Annotated in this window: 15 protein-coding genes; 6 read left to right on the plus strand and 9 right to left on the minus strand. The window is 47.7% G+C overall.

Translation table 11 applies throughout. The features are described from left to right. Window positions 1-31: 31 nt before the first annotated feature. Genes MHM95_RS09270 through putP form a run of 3 tightly spaced genes read right to left on the minus strand, consistent with a single transcriptional unit; the run spans window position 32 to window position 3,902 of the window. Complete coding sequence (locus MHM95_RS09270; RefSeq protein ID WP_022946040.1) at window positions 32-1,279, minus strand: glutamate-5-semialdehyde dehydrogenase; 1,248 nt, start codon at window positions 1,277-1,279, stop codon at window positions 32-34. Continuing rightward, entirely contained in the window at window positions 1,276-2,382 is a 1,107-nt protein-coding gene (proB, locus tag MHM95_RS09275) for a glutamate 5-kinase (RefSeq protein ID WP_022946039.1), read from the minus strand. The genes MHM95_RS09270 and proB overlap by 4 nt, the downstream gene beginning before the upstream one ends. A gap of 23 nt (window positions 2,383-2,405) precedes the next feature. After that, window positions 2,406-3,902, minus strand: a complete 1,497-nt coding sequence (putP, locus tag MHM95_RS09280; protein WP_045980355.1) for a sodium/proline symporter PutP — start codon at window positions 3,900-3,902, stop codon at window positions 2,406-2,408. 572 nt (window positions 3,903-4,474) lie between these two features. Between putP and MHM95_RS09285 the strand changes: the two genes are divergently transcribed. Further along, window positions 4,475-6,328 (plus strand): sodium:proton antiporter, encoded by a 1,854-nt coding sequence (locus MHM95_RS09285; protein WP_022946037.1) that lies wholly within the window; start codon window positions 4,475-4,477, stop codon window positions 6,326-6,328. 41 nt (window positions 6,329-6,369) lie between these two features. On the opposite strand, the gene rpmG is transcribed toward MHM95_RS09285, so the two are convergent. The 3 genes from rpmG to radC all read right to left on the minus strand — a co-directional run bounded on the left by rpmG (window position 6,370) and on the right by radC (window position 7,672). After that, the gene (gene rpmG, locus MHM95_RS09290; protein ID WP_022946036.1) at window positions 6,370-6,525 is read right to left on the minus strand and encodes a 50S ribosomal protein L33; all 156 of its coding nucleotides are present in this window, start codon (window positions 6,523-6,525) and stop codon (window positions 6,370-6,372) included. 12 nt (window positions 6,526-6,537) lie between these two features. Further along, entirely contained in the window at window positions 6,538-6,774 is a 237-nt protein-coding gene (gene rpmB, locus MHM95_RS09295; protein WP_022946035.1) for a 50S ribosomal protein L28, read from the minus strand. A gap of 223 nt (window positions 6,775-6,997) precedes the next feature. Beyond that, on the minus strand, window positions 6,998-7,672 hold the full coding sequence (gene radC, locus MHM95_RS09300; RefSeq protein ID WP_022946034.1) for a DNA repair protein RadC: 675 nt from the start codon (window positions 7,670-7,672) through the stop codon (window positions 6,998-7,000). A 105-nt stretch (window positions 7,673-7,777) separates the two neighbouring features. Here radC and coaBC point away from each other — a divergent pair, with 105 nt between their 5' ends. Both coaBC and slmA read left to right on the plus strand, forming a co-directional pair. After that, window positions 7,778-8,965 (plus strand): bifunctional phosphopantothenoylcysteine decarboxylase/phosphopantothenate--cysteine ligase CoaBC, encoded by a 1,188-nt coding sequence (gene coaBC / locus MHM95_RS09305; protein ID WP_239385097.1) that lies wholly within the window; start codon window positions 7,778-7,780, stop codon window positions 8,963-8,965. 94 nt (window positions 8,966-9,059) lie between these two features. Then, window positions 9,060-9,647, plus strand: a complete 588-nt coding sequence (gene slmA / locus MHM95_RS09310; RefSeq protein WP_022946032.1) for a nucleoid occlusion factor SlmA — start codon at window positions 9,060-9,062, stop codon at window positions 9,645-9,647. A gap of 928 nt (window positions 9,648-10,575) precedes the next feature. On the opposite strand, the gene zapE is transcribed toward slmA, so the two are convergent. Then, on the minus strand, window positions 10,576-11,694 hold the full coding sequence (zapE, locus tag MHM95_RS09315; protein WP_239385098.1) for a cell division protein ZapE: 1,119 nt from the start codon (window positions 11,692-11,694) through the stop codon (window positions 10,576-10,578). A 69-nt stretch (window positions 11,695-11,763) separates the two neighbouring features. Between zapE and rsuA the strand changes: the two genes are divergently transcribed. The 3 genes from rsuA to MHM95_RS09330 all read left to right on the plus strand — a co-directional run bounded on the left by rsuA (window position 11,764) and on the right by MHM95_RS09330 (window position 15,678). Further along, window positions 11,764-12,465, plus strand: coding sequence for a 16S rRNA pseudouridine(516) synthase RsuA (rsuA, locus tag MHM95_RS09320; RefSeq protein ID WP_239385099.1), 702 nt, complete (start codon window positions 11,764-11,766; stop codon window positions 12,463-12,465). Between the two features lie 126 nt (window positions 12,466-12,591). Next, complete coding sequence (locus MHM95_RS09325; RefSeq protein WP_239385100.1) at window positions 12,592-14,223, plus strand: methyl-accepting chemotaxis protein; 1,632 nt, start codon at window positions 12,592-12,594, stop codon at window positions 14,221-14,223. 96 nt (window positions 14,224-14,319) lie between these two features. Then, window positions 14,320-15,678, plus strand: coding sequence for an MBL fold metallo-hydrolase (locus tag MHM95_RS09330; protein WP_239385233.1), 1,359 nt, complete (start codon window positions 14,320-14,322; stop codon window positions 15,676-15,678). A 1,254-nt stretch (window positions 15,679-16,932) separates the two neighbouring features. Here the strand turns inward: MHM95_RS09330 and galE are convergent. Both galE and galU read right to left on the minus strand, forming a co-directional pair. Beyond that, window positions 16,933-17,949 carry a UDP-glucose 4-epimerase GalE gene (galE, locus tag MHM95_RS09335; protein ID WP_239385101.1) on the minus strand — a complete coding sequence of 339 codons (1,017 nt, stop codon included), beginning with the start codon at window positions 17,947-17,949 and terminating at the stop codon, window positions 16,933-16,935. Between the two features lie 15 nt (window positions 17,950-17,964). Next, window positions 17,965-18,840 (minus strand): UTP--glucose-1-phosphate uridylyltransferase GalU, encoded by an 876-nt coding sequence (gene galU, locus MHM95_RS09340; protein WP_053910081.1) that lies wholly within the window; start codon window positions 18,838-18,840, stop codon window positions 17,965-17,967. Between the last annotated feature and the right edge of the window lie 2 nt (window positions 18,841-18,842).

Consider the following 18,842-nt stretch of genomic DNA (forward strand, 5'->3'; position numbering starts at 1 on the left):
CTAAGCTGGGCTTTTTAAATCTTAGTCGTGATTAGCTACGAATTTGTCCTTCACCATTCACTAAGTATTTTTCTGTGGTCAATGACTCTAGGCCCATAGGCCCGTAAGCGTGCAACTTAGTGGTTGCGATGCCGATTTCAGCGCCTAGACCTAGCTGCGAACCATCAGAGAAACGTGAGGAGGCATTTACCATCACGACTGACGCATCAACACTGCGCTGGAACAAGTTGGCAGTTTGCTCGTCTTTGGTACAAATAACTTCGGTGTGGAAGCTACCAAAGCGATCAATATGCGCCACGGCTGCATCAAAGTCAGCAACGATACGTACCGCGATTTCAAGATCAAGGTACTCTTCACCAAATTCATCATCGCCAATGACATTCGCATTGCTGAAGAATTTCGCTGCTTGAGCATCAGCATTAACACGCACACCTTTTGCTTCAAGCTCTTTTGCCGCACGAGCTAAAAACGCCTCTGCCACCTCTTGGTGCACAACTAAGCCCTCTAGCGCGTTACACACACCGGTACGCTGAGTCTTACCGTTCAGCAACAGGTTCATCGCCACATCAAGGTCTGCATCTTTATCAACATACAGGTGACACACCCCTTTAAAGTGCTGAATAACCGGTACGGTACTGTTTTCAGTCACAAAATTAATCAGCCCTTCGCCGCCGCGAGGAATAATCAAGTCAATGGTGTCACGCTGCTGCATAAGATCCATCAACAGGCCACGGTCTGGATCAGGGATCACTGAGATAAGCGCCGTCGGCAAGTTGTGTTTCTCAAGCACACTGTGCAGTACACTGGCAATGGCTTTACTTGACGCTAAAGCCTCTTTACCACCACGCAAAATAACCGCATTACCTGATTTGAAGCACAGTGCGCCAGCATCCGCTGTTACGTTTGGACGGGCTTCATAAATCATGCAAATCACCCCAAGAGGCACTCGCATTTTATTGATTTTGATACCATTGGGGCGCTCACCCAATGAACGCAACTGACCTACTGGGTCATCGAGATCGGCAATGGTTTCAATGCCCACGGCCATATCTTCAATACGCTCATCGGTCAGCGTCAAACGGTCGACCATGGCTGCAGCTAAGTTGTTGTCTCGCGCATTGGCAAGATCTGATTCGTTTTCCGCCTTAATATGCTCTTTATTGGCACGCAGTGCCTCAGCCATTTCTTTAAGTACGTTGTTTTTACTCTCTGTATCAAGCAGAGCAAGCACCTTAGCGGCTTTTGCTGCTTGAGCTGAAATATCCTTAACTAAACTCATGATTTCTCCAATACTGCAATGTCTTCGTCTGAAATAATCGGGCCGATGGAATCTTGTGCTTCATCGCTAAACTCACTGGTTTCATTCTCGGCAATAAAGTTCAGCAAACAGCTACTGTAGTTTGCTCGTGCCTTAGCCAGCTTAGTGCCGTCGTCGCTGCGCACCAAAATAGTGTCGCCAACGGAGAACTCGCCCCGAACCTCGATAATGCCTTGCGGGTTAATCTGCTCGGCGTTTTCATCTAATGGCTCGCTGAAGTCACCTTCAACAATCACCTCACCCTGCTCACTGGCGGTATGTGTACGCCAATGGACTGCCTCTTGCATTGGTTTTTCATACGGCAAGAAGATAGTGCCCGGGTTTTTACCTTCTAACAACAAGTTAAAGGTCTGCTCTTTAAAGCCATTTAGAATAAATGTAGTAATACCATGGGAAGTGGCTTTTTCTGCCGCCTCGATTTTGGTTTTCATGCCGCCGGTGCCTACAGCACTGGTAGCACACCCAGCCATGGCGTAAATAGATTCATCAATTTCACTGATCTCAGGTAACAGCACAGCGTCGGTATGCAAGTTAGGATTCTTGTCATAAAGGCCATCCACATCTGAGAAAATCATTAATGCGTCGGCATCAGCAGCCGCTGCTACCATAGCTGATAAGTTGTCGTTATCACCTACTTTCAAATCATCAGTAGTCACCGTGTCATTTTCGTTGATGACAGGTAGAACACCGTGATCAAGCAAGGTAAAAATGGTGTCGCGTACACTGGTGTAACGCTCACGGTCACGTAAATCACCGTGCGTTAGCAGAATCTGTGCTGATGGGAAATCAAAAAAGCGATCCCATGTTGCCATCATCTCCATTTGCCCAGCGGCTGCCATTGCTTTTTTAAGTGCTACAGAGCGCGGCTTATCCTCTGGGAATAAGTGTGAGCCCGCAGCCACAGAGCCTGATGACACCAAAATAACTTCAATACCTTGGGCGCGGCAACGAACAATAAACTGAGCTATGGTGAGTAAATAGCGTGAACTACAGCCATTTTGCTCGGGTGCAATTAAGGCACTGCCTACTTTGAGTACGATGCGTTGCCATTTAAAATTTTGCATTGCGATTACTTTCCTTACTAGCTTTAGCTAAGTTGCTCAAGTTTTTGCTCAGTTGCATGAAAAGTTTCTTTCACCTCGGCTGACGGTGCCTGAGAAAGCTTACTCACCACAACGATTGCAAGTGAACTTGCGATAAATCCGGGAACAATTTCGTAAATAACACTGCTTAGCGTGCCCCCGTCACTAAGCACTGGTGCAAATATCCAGAATAAAACAGTTGCTGCGCCGACAACGATTCCAGCGAGCGCGCCTTGGTGGGTTATTTTCGACCAACACAGGCTAAATAATACTAATGGGCCAAATGCGGCACCGAAACCAGCCCAGGCATTACTGACCAATGACAAAATGCTATTAGATTTGTCCAGTGCCAGTAAGGTAGCAACGAGTGCCACGGCGAAAACCCCTATCCGGCCGATTTTTACTAAGGTTTTTTGCTCTACCTCAGTTTTTGAAAAAGCACGGTATACGTCCTCGGTCAGCGAGCTTGATGACACCAACAGCTGTGATGAGATGGTGCTCATGATCGCCGCTAAAATCGCGGCGAGTAAAAAGCCGCTAATCAGAGGGTGGAACAAAATTTCCGAAAAAATAACGAAAATTGTCTCTGGGTCAGCCACTTGCAAACCAAATTTGTTGGCATAAGCAACCCCAACTAAGCCTGTTCCTAGCGAACCTAAAATGGTGACTGTCATCCAGCTCATACCAATATTACGCGCCGTTTTAATATCTTTTACCGAGCGAATCGCCATAAAGCGCACAATGATATGAGGCTGGCCAAAATAACCTAATCCCCAAGCCAAGCTTGATACTATGCCCAGCAAGGTGATGCTCTGCCAAGATTCGCTAAAACTTGGAATTGATTGCTGCGCAAAATTAAGCATATCGGCACTGCCATTAAACTGCATGTAAGCCACAATCGGCACGAGTATTAATGCCACAAACATAATGCAGCCTTGGACAAAGTCGGTCATGCTCACGGCTAAAAAGCCACCTAATAAAGTGTAGGCCACAACCACCGAAACGGTAATGATTAAGCCAAGGTGGTAGCTTAAACCGAATGCCGATTCAAACAGCTTCCCGCCTGCAACTAACCCTGCCGAGGTATAGAGCGTAAAGAACAAGATGATCACTGCCGCTGAAATCACGCGAATCGGCCCTTTGCTCATATTAAAACGCTTATCGAAGAAGTCCGGTAGCGTCAGTGCATCATCGGCCATTTCTGTGTACACCCGCAGACGCGGTGCAACTAATAAATAATTGGCCAGTGCACCTAAAACCAAGCCCAGTGCAATCCACACGGTGTCGAAACCAGTTAAGAACATGGCTCCTGGCAAGCCCATTAGCATCCAACCACTCATATCCGATGCTCCTGCAGACAAGGCAGTCACATGAGGGCTCACTTGACGGCCACCTAGAATGTAGCCAGAAATATCACTTGTGGAGTTGCGATAAGCGAACAAGCCAATGCCAAGCATGGCTAAAAAATACAATGCGAGAGAGAGATATGTATAAAAATGCATTCCTTATCCTGTTTGGCCACCCTAGGTGGACTTTAGTTTTGGGCAATAAAAAGCGTCGCGATATAACAACTGGGGCGACGCTAAATTTTGCTTACGGCTTTACCTACCCAACGCTAACAAGCACAGGCATCAAGCTGTTCCAAAACCAATTAAAAGGAAAGCACTAACAGTTGTGGTTTACGCTGTGATAACAGCGGTTGCGTACGACGAGGCTGGCTAAAAACCACAATTAATTAGCACTCTAATAATTTGTCTACGAACGTTATTATGCGGATTTAGATATAAAAATCAAGGTCAAAACTTAGTCATAGCCAGTATTCATGCTATTTATAGCGCATTGAAATAGCCCCTAAGCGCGTAAAAATGCACTCTAGCGATGAATACATAAAATTTTGACCTATTATGAATTTTTAGTGATCTAAGGCTCTTTTTTACTTAAAGAGTAATCAGCTTCGCTATATCTCACGTTAAAAGGTGGGTAGTTATGCGTGTTTGACTGATGTAGCAAAACGTTGTCATCACGCTCTGCTTATCTCATACTGAGTTTTCATGGACAGATAATAAGGGTCTTTATGTCAGCAATTTATATTGCAGGAATTGCTTTATGTAGTGTTATTGCGCAATGGCTCGCCTGGGCCTTCCGTGTTCCCGCTATTTTATTTCTTTTACTCACTGGCTTATTACTTGGGCCAACCACCTCGTTACTCGAGCCCGACGAACTCCTTGGCGACTTACTGTTTCCAGTGGTGTCCTTATCGGTGGCGATTATTCTTTTTGAGGGCGCGCTCACGCTCCACTTTAGGGAGCTAAAGGGCATTGGTAAGGTGGTGCGCAACCTGTGCTCCATTGGCATGCTCATAACCTGCCTAGTCGTCAGCTTAAGTGCTTATTGGTTGCTTGAGCTCGATTGGCGTGTTGCAGCAGTGCTAGGCGCAGTATTGGTCGTTACCGGGCCCACGGTTATCGCGCCCCTACTTAACGCCATGCGCCCCACTCAAGACATTGACCGAGTGCTGCGCTGGGAAGGTATTGTGATTGACCCCATCGGTGCGCTCTTCGCTGTGTTAGTGTTCGAGGCGGTGATGTTAGTGGGGCAAAGCGATGTGTTTAGTCACACCTTAGGGGCATTGGTCACCACGCTGAGTGTGGGCTTTTCGCTCGGTGCTGCCGCAGGATGGTTAACAACGCAATTGATTCGTCGCGAATGGCTCCCTTATGAGCTGCATAAGTTTGGTATTCTTGCGCTAGTGCTTATCAGCTTTACCGTCTCGAACCATCTCAGTCATGAGTCTGGGTTGCTAGCGGTGACGGTATTTGGTATTTGGCTTGCGAACCAAGACGATTTGGAAATTGACTCGGTGCTTGAATTTAAAGAAGACCTGTCGATGATTCTTATCTCTAGCTTGTTTATTTTGCTGGCAGCACGCCTCAAGCTTGAAGATTTACTGGCTCTGGATGCACAAGTCTTTATCTTTTTGGCCATTGTGCTGTTTGTCGCTCGACCACTGAATATTTTAATTTCTACTTATGGCAGTGACTTGCCCGTCAAATCACGGCTGATACTGGCATGGATTGCGCCTCGCGGTATTGTTGCCGCCGCTGTCGGCTCGGTGTTTGCGCTCAGTATGGCCGATGCCGGTATTGTGGATGCCAATAAAATGGTGCCCTTAATCTTCACGGTGATAATTGTCACTGTGGTTTTAAATAGCCTCACCGCCATCCCGTTAGCCAAAATGCTCGGGGTCCGCCAACCTGCTCCCTCGACCTTACTCATCATTGGTGCGAACCACGTTGCCAGAGCTATAGCCTGTGGCCTAAAAGAGCAAGATATCGATGTGCACCTCTCCGATCCGGCATGGGAAAACTGTAAAATGGCCCGTATGGATGGTTTGCCCTGCTATTATGGTAATCCGCAATCGGAACATGCCGAGCGGTATCTGCCACTAACAAGCATCAGTAAGGTGTTGGCACTTTCACCTAACCGCCATCACAACGCATTAGGGGTGCAATACTTTAGCCACTTATTTAGCGAAAACCGAGTATTCTCACTCAAATCATCACAAAACCACGCGAAAGCCAATAAAGACAGTGCTACTTTCCTCTCTCGACAAATTCTATTTGGCGAGAATGGTTCTTATGCCAAGCTCAGTAGCCTGATAGCCAAAGGCGGTAAGGTCAGTGCGACTCGATTAAGTGATGAATTTGACTGGCAACAATATCAAGAAGTAAATAGCGAAGCGATTCCGCTGTTTATTATTGGTAACGAAAAAGTGGTTCGCATTATTACCGCGCAAATGGAGAATCCACCAGCCAGTGGTGAGAAGGTTGTTGCTCTGCAGCCACCAAAAATGTCGATGGTGAAAGATGCACAGCAAAACCCACCGACCAAGAATCCACAATTACAGCCAACAAAAAACCCGACATAAAGTCGGGTTTTCAAATTTGGAAGCGTACGCTTAAAATCAGATTACTTGATTTTTGCTTCTTTGAAAATCACGTGCTTACGAGCTTTAGGATCGTATTTTTTGATTTCCATTTTTTCAGGCATGTTACGCTTGTTTTTGTCGGTAGTGTAGAAAAAACCAGTACCGGCAGTTGAAACTAGACGAATCTTATCGCGCATGACTCAGGCTCCTTAAACTTTTTCGCCGCGAGCACGGATATCAGTCAGTACCGCGTCGATGCCTTTTTTGTCGATGATACGCATACCTTTAGTAGTAGTACGTAGTGATACAAAGCGTTTTTCGCTTTCAACCCAAAAACGGTGAGTTTGTAGGTTAGGTAGGAAACGACGCTTAGTCGCGTTGCGCGCGTGTGAGCGGTGGTTACCTACCACTGGGCGCTTACCTGTAACTTGACAGACTTTAGACATGTCTATTTATCTCCAATAACTTCGCTCGAGCTTAATTTTCCCTTACGGCCTTTTTGTATACTGCCCCGGGATAAATCGAAGGGCGCTCTTTATACAGCATAGACAGGCAAAGATCAAGAAACCTGATCTCAGAATCAGCTCATATGTAAATTTGATAGCGGCTAATTATAAAGATCAACGCAGCAAAGGGAAAGCAAAAACTGCATTTAAATTGCACAAATAGCTACAGTAGGCCACGCTCGGCAAAAGAGACCGCGTGGCAACCACCTATCACTAAATGATCGAGCACACGAATATCCACCAAACCAAGAGCTTGTATTAGCTTGCGGGTAATGACTTCATCGGCCTGGCTCGGCTCGGCGATACCGCTGGGATGATTATGCGCAAAAATAACGGCAGCGGCATTATGCTTGAGTGCTGCTTTAACCACTTCTCTGGGGTATACCGACGCTGCATCTATGGTGCCTTGAAACAACGTTTCTGTGCTTATTAAACGGTGTTGGGCATCAACAAACAACACTAAAAAGACTTCCCGTTGCAGCCCTTTTAATTCTAACTTGAGATAATCTTGCACCGCTTGTGGTGAGTCAAAGCTGAGCGCTCGTTCCAAACTTGTTTGTAAATATCGCCGCGCCAACTCAATTGCCGCCTGCAATTGCGTATACTTAGCAGTGCCCATACCTTTAAAACGGCAGAAATGGTCATGTTCAGCAGCCAACAAAGTATGCAACCCTTGGCTTTGGCTGAGTATCTGTTGGGCTAGGTCAATAGCATTGCAACCGGCAATGCCCGTTCTAAAAAAGATAGCGAGTAATTCGGCATCACTCAGTGCCCCGGCACCCTGAGTAAGTAATTTCTCCCTAGGCCGTTGCTGGGCTGGTAAGTCAGTGAGTCGCATGGGCATTCCTTGGCTTTTGCGCTTATGAACCTTTCTCAACTATAGTGCAATAGCGGCACATCTGGTATCTTCTAAGCTGTCACACAAGCGATATTGTCTATTGTTATGCAAAATAAAAAGGTGGTCCTTGGGATCAGTGGCGGCATCGCCGCATACAAATGTGCAGAGCTAACCCGACGGCTGAAAGAACGCGGTTGTGAGGTCAAAGTGGTTATAACTGACAGCGCTAAACATTTTATCACCCCGCTCACGATGCAAGCGGTATCAGGAGAAGTTGTTTCTGATTCACTGCTCGATCCTCAGGCCGAAGCAGCGATGGGCCATATTGAGTTTGCTAAATGGGCCGACTTGATTCTCGTTGCCCCTGCGACAGCCAATATCATTGCCAAAATGGCGGCCGGTATTGCCGATGACCTGCTCACTACTTTGTTGCTGGCCACTCCAGCTAAAGTTGCTATCGCTCCCGCCATGAACCAGCAAATGTATGCTCATGCGGCAACGCAAGCGAACTTAGCCACCTTAGCACAGCGAGACATTGCCATTTGGGGCCCAGGTGCGGGCGAGCAAGCCTGTGGTGATGTAGGAGCCGGGCGTATGCTCGAGCCCAACGAGCTTGTTGAGTTAGTGTGTGCCCCTACAGTACAGCCGTTATTAGCGGGGAAAACCCTCACCATCACCGCCGGTCCCACCCGTGAAGCACTCGACCCTGTGCGTTACATCTCTAACCATAGCTCAGGTAAAATGGGCTATGCCTTAGCCGCTGCGGGGGTGGCAATGGGAGCAACAGTGAATCTGATTTCCGGCCCGGTTAATTTACCAACGCCTGTCGGAGTCACGCGCATTGATGTACAAAGCGCACAACAAATGCACCAACAAGCACTCGCTTTGGCGCCAAGCTCCGATATTTTCATTGGCTGCGCTGCCGTAGCCGATTATCGTGCTGCTGATATCGCCGAGCAGAAAATGAAAAAGCAAGGCGATGAACTCACCCTCACACTAGTGAAAAACCCGGATATTATTGCTGATGTTGCTGCGCTGTCTGAGAATAGGCCGTTTACTGTTGGTTTTGCTGCGGAAACACAAGATGTCGCCACCTATGCACAGGGTAAATTAAAGAATAAAAAACTAGATATGATTTGCGCTAATGATGTTTCGGTACAAGGGCAAGGGTTTAACAGCGATAATAATGCCCTGACCTTATTTAGTCATGACAGCACACAAAGCATTGCGCTTATGAAAAAAGATAAGTTAGCACTTACTGTCATCGAAGCAATTGCTACAAAGTTAGTGTAAAGGTCGCAAAAGACTGGAAAGGGACCTCACAAAGCATTAATATGGCGTTCATAATAAAGGTCAGTGACCACCAAAGTTGTTAAAAAGGAACGCCATGGCTGCCTCACGTCGCACTAACCGTAAAGAGCAGATTTTACAATCACTCGCGCAAATGCTGGAAACTAGTCCCGGTCAGCGTATCACTACCGCCAAATTGGCCGCCGAAGTAGGCGTTTCAGAAGCAGCCCTCTATCGCCACTTTCCTAGCAAAGCGCGTATGTTCGAGGGATTAATTGAGTTTATTGAAGACACCTTGCTGTCTCGCATTAACTTAATCTTAGAGAACGAGAAAGAAACGCAAAGCCGTGTCTACAACATTTTGATGCTACTGTTAGCGTTTGCAGAAAAGAACCCTGGGATTACTCGAATTCTCACTGGTGATGCACTGCAAGGCGAAAACGAACGATTACGTGAACGCATTCAGAGTCTATTTGAAAAGCTAGAAACCCAGTTCAAACAGGTTTTACGTGAACGTAAATTGCGTGAGGGTAAGGCCTTTGCAAGTGACGAGGGAACCTTAGCAAACCTTTTCCTAGCGTTTGTTGAAGGGAAAATGAACCAGTTTGTACGCTCTAATTTCACGATTAAACCCAGTGGTCAATTTGATAAGCAGTGGCAAGAGCTACAGAAAATTTGGTTGTAGGTCGGGCTTTAGCCTGACAATGGAAACCGGCCTCACACCTGCGCAAGGCTAAAGGCCTTGCCGACAACAACCAACTACACACCCGTTGTAGGTCGGGCTTTAGCCTGACAATCGAAACCGACCTCACACCCGCGCAAGGCTACAAGCCTTGCCTACAAAAACTAAACCACACACTGGTTGTGGGTCAGGCTTTAGCCTGACAACCGACATCAATCTAACAGCTGCGCAAGGCTAAAAGCCTTGCCTACAACAACAAACTACACATCCGTTGTAGATCAGGCTTTGGCCTGACAATCGACATCAATCTAACAGCTGCGCAAGGCTAAAGCCTTGCCTACAACAATCAACTACACACCCGTTGTAGGTCAGGCTTCAGCCTGACAACCGACATCAATCTAACAGCTGCGCAAGGCTAAAAGCCTTGCCTACAACAAACTACACACCCGTTGTAGGTCAGGCTTTAGCCCGACAATCGACATCAACCTAACAGCTGCGCAAGGCTAAAAGCCCTCCCTACAACAAACTACACACCCGTTGTGGGTCAGGCTTGAGCCTGACAACCGAAATCGACTTCACACCCGTTGTAGATCAGGCTTTAGCCTGACAATGGAAACCGCCCTCACACCTGAGCAAGGCTAAAAGCCTTGCCTACAACAACAAACTACACACCCATTGTAGGTCGGGCTTTAGCCTGACAATCAAAATCAATCTAACAGCTGTGCAAGGCTACAAGCCTTGCCGACAACAACCAACTACACACCCGTTGTAGGTCAGGCTTTAGCCTGACAATCAAAATCAACCTCACACCCGCGCAAGGCTAAAGGCCTTGCCGACAACAACCAACTACACACCCGTTGTGGGTCAGGCTTTAGCCTGACAATGTAAACCGGGCTCACACCCGCGCAAGGCTAAAAGCCTGCCTACAACATTAATGGCTTGGTAAAGACCAACGTTGCATTTCAATTAAGCGCGACTGGGTACGCGCAAACTCAAAAGCTAAACGCTCTCCTTGATAAAGTGACTCCAGCTCCACCTCTGCAGTGATAACTAGCAACTTATGGTTATCATAAAATTCATCAACCAAAGCAATAAAGCGCCGCGCTTCGTCGTCATACTGAGCCTGGCGCTGTGGGACCTGATCGCGGATGTAACCATCTTCTGTGCCTTGGGCTACATGTGCGCTGTGCATCGCGACTCCCATAGCTGGGACTTTGTCCACATAAAGCACCTGCAGTTGCTGGGCCAGCTCCATATAATCTGCACTGGCGCGGCCATCACCACACAAGGCAAAGAAATCAATCATGGCCGCATCGCTGGCATAGGCCATAAAATGCATGCTTCGTCGATTTATCTCTCGTATACAGGGCTCAATAGAACAGCGTTGTTGCTGCTTAAACAGCCCATTCAACACATCTGGGCCATAGGCGAGATAGTAACGAAAGCCAGCAAACCCTTGCAGCCGATAATCTTGCTCACCGCTGACATCACAGACATGGCAATGCGCCTCGAGTAAGGCGATGGTAGGTTCAAAGCGCGCTCGCTGTAACCCATTGCGATACAACTGCTGCGGATGGCAATTACTGGTTGCTACCAAGACCATACCTTGGGCAAACAAAGCCTCGAATAGCCTGGCCATAATCATGGCGTCACCGATATCGCTGACGAAAAACTCATCAAAACACAGCACATCGGTACTTCTGGCATACTCTTTTGCCAACTGGCGCATAGGATTCTTCACCCCCTGCAACTGCCTCAGGCGTTGATGCACAAAAGCCATAAAGTGATGGAAGTGTAAGCGTTGCTTTTTATCACTATTGAGATGCTGGAAGAATAAGTCCATTAGCATTGATTTTCCCCGCCCTACCGGGCCATATAAATATACTCCGGTCGTGACTTTAGGGCGACGCCAAAAGCAATGAGACGATGAGCGCTGCTCAAGTTCCTGCGCTAAACGCGCAAGCTCCTCGACCGCCCGTTGTTGCGCATCATCAACGGCAAGTATTTGCGCATCAATTTGCTGTTGGTACTGTGAGAGGATTTTATTCACGGTGGCTGTTTTCGCTGAGACGCATAAGCTATACTCGCGCCATTGTAGCGAAATTAAAGCCCCGACCCAATGAAGTTTCCTTGCCGTTTAGATAAGTTCATTAGCCACGTTACCCAGTTACCACGTACCAAAACCAAGGCCGTGATCAAAGCCAAGCGGGTATGTGTAGGTGGTGAGATGACCACACAGCAAAACACCGCTATCGATGAAAACACCGTTGTTACTCTAGACGGTGAACAGTTACATTATTTGGGCAAGCGCTACTTTATGCTTAATAAGCCCGAAGGCTATGTATGTGCTAATAGTGACGATTTACATGCTACGGTGCTCGATTTAATGGATGAGCCCAACTTGCAGGAATTGCATGTTGCTGGACGTTTGGATATCGATACCACTGGCCTAGTGCTGCTGAGTAACGATGGTCAGTGGACACATCAAATAACTAGCCCAAAGAAGCAAAAATACAAGACCTACGTGGTGGAGTTAGGGCAACCTATTACCGAACACGCGGCGCATGAACTTGAACAAGGAGTGCAGCTACATGGCGAACGTGAACTCACTCGCCCAGCCAAAGTTGAGGTATTAGCCCCCTATCAAATTCGATTGCATATTGTTGAGGGTAAATATCATCAGGTGAAGCGCATGCTAGCCGCCGTTGGCAATGAGGTGGTCGCCCTGCACCGAGAGGCCATAGCCGGTGTTACTCTTGATGACTCACTTGCCCCAGGGGAGTACCGAGCATTAAGCGAAGATGAAGTAAACCTTTGTTGAGCGTACCTACCAAACATACACTCAAAAAAATTCAACAGAAAAAAGTCTATTTTTGCGGCTTTTGCCTTAAAAAGCCGCTGAAAAAGTGATAAGTGTAACAAACCGCTTATCGACTTGGAGCTTGCTGTGTTCGCAACGTTCTCTTTACGAAGCAAAATTATTGCTTTTGCTGTCACCCTATTTATTGCCCTTATTGCCGTCGCTTTGCTAGGTTTGCAAGCCTTGCGTCATGCCAGTGAAAACGACAATATTGCCCGTATTAATCAACTGATGAAAAGCACCGTCAATGTGGTTGAGGAGCTCGAAACCTTAGCGGCTCAGGGTGAGCTTAGTGACGCGCAAGCACAAGCTTACGCCAGCACCATACTACAAAATAATACTTACCATGACTCTGAGTATGTGTATGTAGTCAGCAGCGATCTCAACTTTGTTGCCGCACCGCATGATCCGCAATTGCACGGTACCTGCTTTAATGACTTCAAAGATGCCCAAGGCAACAGCATTGGTGCCATGGTGGAGCGCTTAGTTGGTAGCAAAACGGGTGAAATCATCACCTACCACTGGACTTCTGAGCGCGATGGTGAAGTCGTTGATTTAACCTCAGTTGTACAAAAAACGCCTCGTTGGGGTTGGTATATTGGTACCGGCATCAGCTACAAAGAAGTCGATCAGCGTTACTGGAGCACCGCCAGCTGGTTACTCGGTTTATCGCTTATCATCGCGGTATTACTCACCCTCGCCTTAGCTAAGTTTGGTTTAGCACTGACCAATGCCTTAGGCGCTGAATTAAGCTCAGTAAAAGATATCGTAACGCAAGTATCACGTGGGCGTTTGAACAATACTATCGCCCATCAAGAGCACAACAAAGATAGCATTATCGGTAGCATGGCCTACATGCAACAAGGATTGCAGGGAGTGGTAACAGGCATAAAAGAAGTCGCAGACACCTTACAGCAGCAAAGTGTGGACTCAGACAAACGCTCGGTTGAGCTGGAGCGCTTAACGCAATCATTACAGCAAGACACTGCCATTGTGGCCTCAGCGATTACCCAGCTTACGGCCTCAGCGCAAAGTGTGGTCGACCTTGCCGAGCAATCAGCTTATGCCGTTGGCGAAGCTGAGCAGCAAGGCCAAGCTGCTAACGCGTTAACAGAGGAGGCTGTTGAAACCATTTCCCTTTTAGAGAAACAAATTGACAGCGCTGGTAATAATATTCAGCTACTCGATGACGAAGTCAATAATATCGCCAATGTGCTCGGGGTTATTCAAGGTATTGCCGAACAAACAAACCTACTGGCGCTGAATGCGGCCATTGAAGCTGCTCGCGCGGGCGAGCAAGGCCGAGGTTTTGCAGTGGTCGCGGATGAAGTTAGGCAACTCGCGCAGCGCACCCAAAGTAGCACCGAAGAAATCCACAGTATGATTACTAATCTACAAAGTGCCACCAGCGAGGCTAAACAGTCGGTACAAATGAGCATTGAGACCAGTGAACAAACCGTGAGTAAATCGCAACGGGTGCGCACCGAGTTAGCGCATATCGCCCAGTCGTTGAGTACCCTAGCCGGTATGAGCCAAGAAATAGCCAGTGCCGCGAGAGAGCAGCTCGGGGCAGGTGAAGATACTGCTAATCGCGTGGTGGTGATCTCTGATACCGCCACGAACACAGCGCAGGTATCAAAACAGGCGCATGTGGCCAGCGAAAGCATGCGTGCACTCACTGAGCAATTAGAGCAACAAACGCAAAAATTTGAAACCTAAAACCTTGCATCTCGAAGGGCTGATGTTCTCGGCACTTAAGTGCTACAGTGAAGGCATAAGCAGCGAATAAAAGCGATATGATCAGCAATGGATGAGGTGCAAATACGCCATCATGGTGCGGTAAACGGTGTTACTGGCTCTTGCCATGAACTTCAGGTGAGTAAGGCGCTCTCGGTGCTTGTAGATTGTGGGTTGTTTCAGGGTGCCGAGGCCAAGCCAAGTTTGGCCATCGACTTTGATATAAGTGCCGTGACTGCGGTTATCATCACGCACTGTCATATTGATCATGTCGGCCGCCTCCCTTATTTACTTGCAGCGGGATTCACAGGCCCTATTTATGCTTCACAGGCGACATCGGCATTACTGCCTTTGGTCATTGAAGATGCGCTCAAACTTGGTGTCACTCAAGAGCAAGAGTTAGTGGCCACCTGTATTCGTTTGCTTAAACGCCAACTGGTGAGCGTTGATTTTAAGCACTGGTATGATTTACCCAACACCGATTGTCGCTTTCGACTGCAACGCGCGGGCCATATTCTTGGTTCAGCCTATGTGGAAATTGATTTGCCGCATAACGAGACCCGCCATCGCGTGGTGTTCTCGGGCGATCTTGGAGCCCCTTACACTCCGTTACTACCAGCGCCGAAAGCGCCCTACAAGGCCGATACTTTGGTTATTGAGTCCACCTATGGCGATAGCCTCCATCATGGCCGTAAACAACGTACACAGCAACTTAAAGCCGTGATTGAACGCGCGGTGTCAGATAACGGCGTGGTGCTTATTCCAGCCTTTAGCATTGGCCGCACACAGGAATTACTATACGAGCTTGAACAGATTATACACAGCGCTAAAAAGCACTCTTTCTGGCAAGATATCGAAGTGATTATTGACTCTCCCATGGCAGCAAATTTCACCCGAGAGTATCGGCGCTTTAAGTCATTATGGGATAAAGAAGCCAAAGCAAGAGTTGCTAAAGGTCGCCACCCTCTCGATTTCGATAACATAGTGACAATAGATACTCACCAACAGCATGTGCAGCTACTACAATACCTTAAGCAAAGACAAAAGCCCGCAATTGTCATTGCTGCTAGCGGCATGTGCAGTGGCGGGCGTATAGTTAACTACCTCGTTGAGTTTTTACCAGAGCCCACGACCGATGTCATTTTTGTTGGCTACCAAGGTGCAGGCACGCCAGGGCGAGCTATTCAAAAATATGGCCCGCGAGGAGGCTATGTTGAACTAAATGACCAACGCATTGATATCAATGCGCATATCCACACCATCAGTGGTTACAGTGCACACGCCGATCAGGCTGGGCTGATACGCTTTGTTACCGGCATGCGTAAAAAACCTCAGCATATTAAAATTGTTCATGGCGATAATGAGGCCAAACAAGCGTTAGCAGAGCAGCTCAGAAGTAAGCTTGCGCAGCAAACCAAGGTAGAAATAGCCACCTAATACCTATGCAAGGCTAAAGCCTTGCCTACAAAAAACACACATCTGTTGTAGGTCAGGTTTAAGCCTGACTATCTAAATACACCTAATACCTGCGCAAGGCTAAAAGCCTTGCCTACAACAACCAAGCTACACACCCGTTGTAGGTCAGGCTTTAGCCTGACTATCTGGATACATCTGATACCTGTGCAAGGCTGAAGCCTTGCCTACAACAACCAAATCACACACCCGTTGTGGGTCAGGCTTTAGCCTGGCTGTCTAGCTACACCTGATACCTGAGCAAGGCTGAAGCCTTGCCTACAACAAACTACAATCGGTTGTAGGTCGGGCTTTAGCCTGACTGTCTGGATACACCTGATACCTGAGCAAGGCTGAAGCCTTGCCTACAACAGCAAAGCTACACACTGGTTGTAGGTCACGCTTTAGCCTGACTATCTGGATACATCTGATACCTGTGCAAGGCTAAAGCCTTGCCTACAACAACCAAGCTACACACCGGTTGTGGGTCAGGCTTTAGCCTGACTATCTAGCTACATCTGATACCTGTGCAAGGCTAAAAGCCTTGCCTACAACAACTAAACTATACATCCGTTGTAGGTCGGGCTTTAGCCTGACTGTCTGGATACACCTGATACCTGTGCAAGGCTGAAGCCTTGCCTACAACAAACTACAATCGATTGTGGGTCGGGCTTTAGCCTGACTGTCTAGCTACACCTAATACCTGTGCAAGGCTGAAGCCTTGCCTACAAAAAACCACACATCTGTTGTAGGTCGGGCTTTAGCCTGACTATCTAGCTACACCTAATACCTGTGCAAGGCTGAAGCCTTGCCTACAACAACCAAACCACACATCTGTTGTAGGTCGGGCTTTAGCCTGACTATCTAGCTACACCTAATACCTGTGCAAGGCTGAAGCCTTGCCTACAACACCCAAGCTACACACCGGTTGTGGGTCAGGCTTTAGCCTGACTGTTTAGCTACACCTCTCACCTGCGCAAGGCTGAAGCCTTGCCTACAACAACCAAACCACACATCTGTTGTAGGTCGGGCTTTAGCCTGACTGTCTAGCTACACCTGATACCTGTGCAAGGCTGAAGCCTTGCCTACAACAACTAAACTATACATCCGTTGTAGGTCGGGCTTTAGCCTGACTGTCTAGCTACACCTAATACCTGTGCAAGGCTAAAGCCTTGCCTACAAAAAACCACACACTGGTTGTAGGTGTCGATAAAAAAGGAGCTAAACGCTCCTTTTTTATTAATCTTGATACCCATCCGGGTTTTTGCTTTGCCAGCGCCACGTATCTTGCATCATCTGCTCAATACCTCGCTGTGCATGCCAGCCAAGCTCATCAGCGGCTTTTTGAGCGCTGGCGTAACAGGCAGCAATATCACCATCGCGCCGTGGTGCAATTTCGTATGGCACGGCTTTATCGGCGGCTTGCTCAAAGGCTTTCACCATTTCCAGAACCGAGTAGCCATTACCTGTGCCCAAGTTATAAATGTGCACACCGCTATGCAGGCTAAGCCAATCCAAAGCTTTTAGGTGACCAATAGCAAGATCAACGACATGGATATAATCACGCACTCCGGTGCCATCTTTGGTGTTGTAGTCATCACCAAAAACTGCCAATTGCTTGAGCTTACCTACCGCCACTTGAGAAATATAGGGCAATAAATTATTTGGGATACCATTGGGGTCTTCGCCTATTTGCCCACTATGGTGCGCACCCACCGGATTAAAATAACGTAAAATAGCGAACCGCCAACGCTCATCCGATTGCGCCACATCCTGCATGATTTGTTCAACCATTAACTTTGACGTGCCGTATGGGTTGGTCGTCCCTCCCACGGGTGCAGATTCCTTAATGGGCAAAGTCTTAGGGTCACCATAAACGGTCGCCGATGAGCTGAACACTAAAGAAAACACACCGGCATCGCGCATGGCCGAAATTAACGTCAATGAACCTTGTACGTTATTTTGGTAATACAGCGTAGGCTTAGCAACAGATTCACCCACGGCTTTCAAACCCGCGAAGTGCACAACGCTATCAATATCATGGTTCTGAAATACGCTATCAAGTGCGCCTTTATCACACACATCACCTTTCACAAAGGTGACAGGCTTGTCGGCGAGCGCTTCAACGCGACGTAGCGACTCTCTGGAGGCGTTACTCAGGTTATCAAAAACCACCACCTCACTTCCTTGATTTAGCAGTTCCAACACGGTGTGAGAACCAATGTAGCCGGCACCACCTGTCACTAAAATTGCCATTTTAACTCCTTCGCTTTAAATACTCTTGAGGTGTTCCGAGAAGTCCGCACCTAACTCAGGGTGTTGCTGGGCATAGCGTACAAACGCCTTCAAATATCCCAACTTGTCGCCGCAGTCATGAGAAATGCCACTCATGCGAAATGCCTCGACCGCCTCTTGAGCTATCAGCATATCAATGGCGTCGGTCAATTGTATTTCACCACCGGCACCAATAGGTGTCTTTCTTAGCAATGGCCAAATATTGTGAGACAGTACATAGCGACCTACAACTGCGAGATTAGACGGTGCGTCTTCGACTTTAGGCTTTTCTACCATAGACTTGATGACTGCACTCTGACCAGGTTCAATTTGCTCGCCATTAATATCAGCAATACCGTACTTACTAACGTCTTGTTGCGCTACGGCCTCAAGCATAATTTGACTGGTTTGCGTATCCTTAAAACGGGCAATCATTGCCGCTAAGTTTTCACTGGTTTGGTCGGCACTGTATTCGTCTAAGATGACATCCGGAAGAATAACAGTAAAAGGCGCATCACCCACGACTGGCTCAGCACACATAATGGCATGCCCTAAGCCTTTGGCCTCACCCTGGCGTACGCCAATAATGGTAACGTCGTCGGGGCAAATAGAGCGTACTTCATCGAGCAATTGGCGTTTAACCCGTTTCTCCAAGGTCACTTCCAGTTCAAAGCTAGTATCAAAGTGATTTTCCACCGAGTTTTTCGATGAGTGTGTCACTAAAATAATTTCTTTGATCCCCGCTCGCACACACTCATTGACAACGTATTGAATAAGCGGCTTATCAACAAGAGGAAGCATTTCTTTAGGGATAGCTTTGGTCGCGGGAAGCATGCGGGTGCCCAAGCCCGCAACGGGGATAACGGCTTTCATAT

The sequence above is a fragment of the Pseudoalteromonas sp. CnMc7-15 genome, from assembly GCF_022347925.1.
Lineage (GTDB): Bacteria > Pseudomonadota > Gammaproteobacteria > Enterobacterales > Alteromonadaceae > Pseudoalteromonas > Pseudoalteromonas ruthenica.

Excerpts from the sequence above, each read along its gene's own strand:
- MHM95_RS09270 (WP_022946040.1), bottom strand. The coding sequence starts at position 1,279 with ATGAGTTTAGTTAAGGATATTTCAGCTCAAGCAGCAAAAGCCGCTAAG.
- rsuA (WP_239385099.1), top strand. The coding sequence starts at position 11,764 with ATGAAGTTTCCTTGCCGTTTAGATAAGTTCATTAGCCACGTTACCCAG.
- rpmG (WP_022946036.1), bottom strand. The coding sequence starts at position 6,525 with ATGCGCGATAAGATTCGTCTAGTTTCAACTGCCGGTACTGGTTTTTTC.
- putP (WP_045980355.1), bottom strand. The coding sequence starts at position 3,902 with ATGCATTTTTATACATATCTCTCTCTCGCATTGTATTTTTTAGCCATG.
- slmA (WP_022946032.1), top strand. The coding sequence starts at position 9,060 with ATGGCTGCCTCACGTCGCACTAACCGTAAAGAGCAGATTTTACAATCA.
- galE (WP_239385101.1), bottom strand. The coding sequence starts at position 17,949 with ATGGCAATTTTAGTGACAGGTGGTGCCGGCTACATTGGTTCTCACACC.
- coaBC (WP_239385097.1), top strand. The coding sequence starts at position 7,778 with ATGCAAAATAAAAAGGTGGTCCTTGGGATCAGTGGCGGCATCGCCGCA.
- rpmB (WP_022946035.1), bottom strand. The coding sequence starts at position 6,774 with ATGTCTAAAGTCTGTCAAGTTACAGGTAAGCGCCCAGTGGTAGGTAAC.
- proB (WP_022946039.1), bottom strand. The coding sequence starts at position 2,382 with ATGCAAAATTTTAAATGGCAACGCATCGTACTCAAAGTAGGCAGTGCC.
- MHM95_RS09285 (WP_022946037.1), top strand. The coding sequence starts at position 4,475 with ATGTCAGCAATTTATATTGCAGGAATTGCTTTATGTAGTGTTATTGCG.
- galU (WP_053910081.1), bottom strand. The coding sequence starts at position 18,840 with ATGAAAGCCGTTATCCCCGTTGCGGGCTTGGGCACCCGCATGCTTCCC.
- radC (WP_022946034.1), bottom strand. The coding sequence starts at position 7,672 with ATGCGACTCACTGACTTACCAGCCCAGCAACGGCCTAGGGAGAAATTA.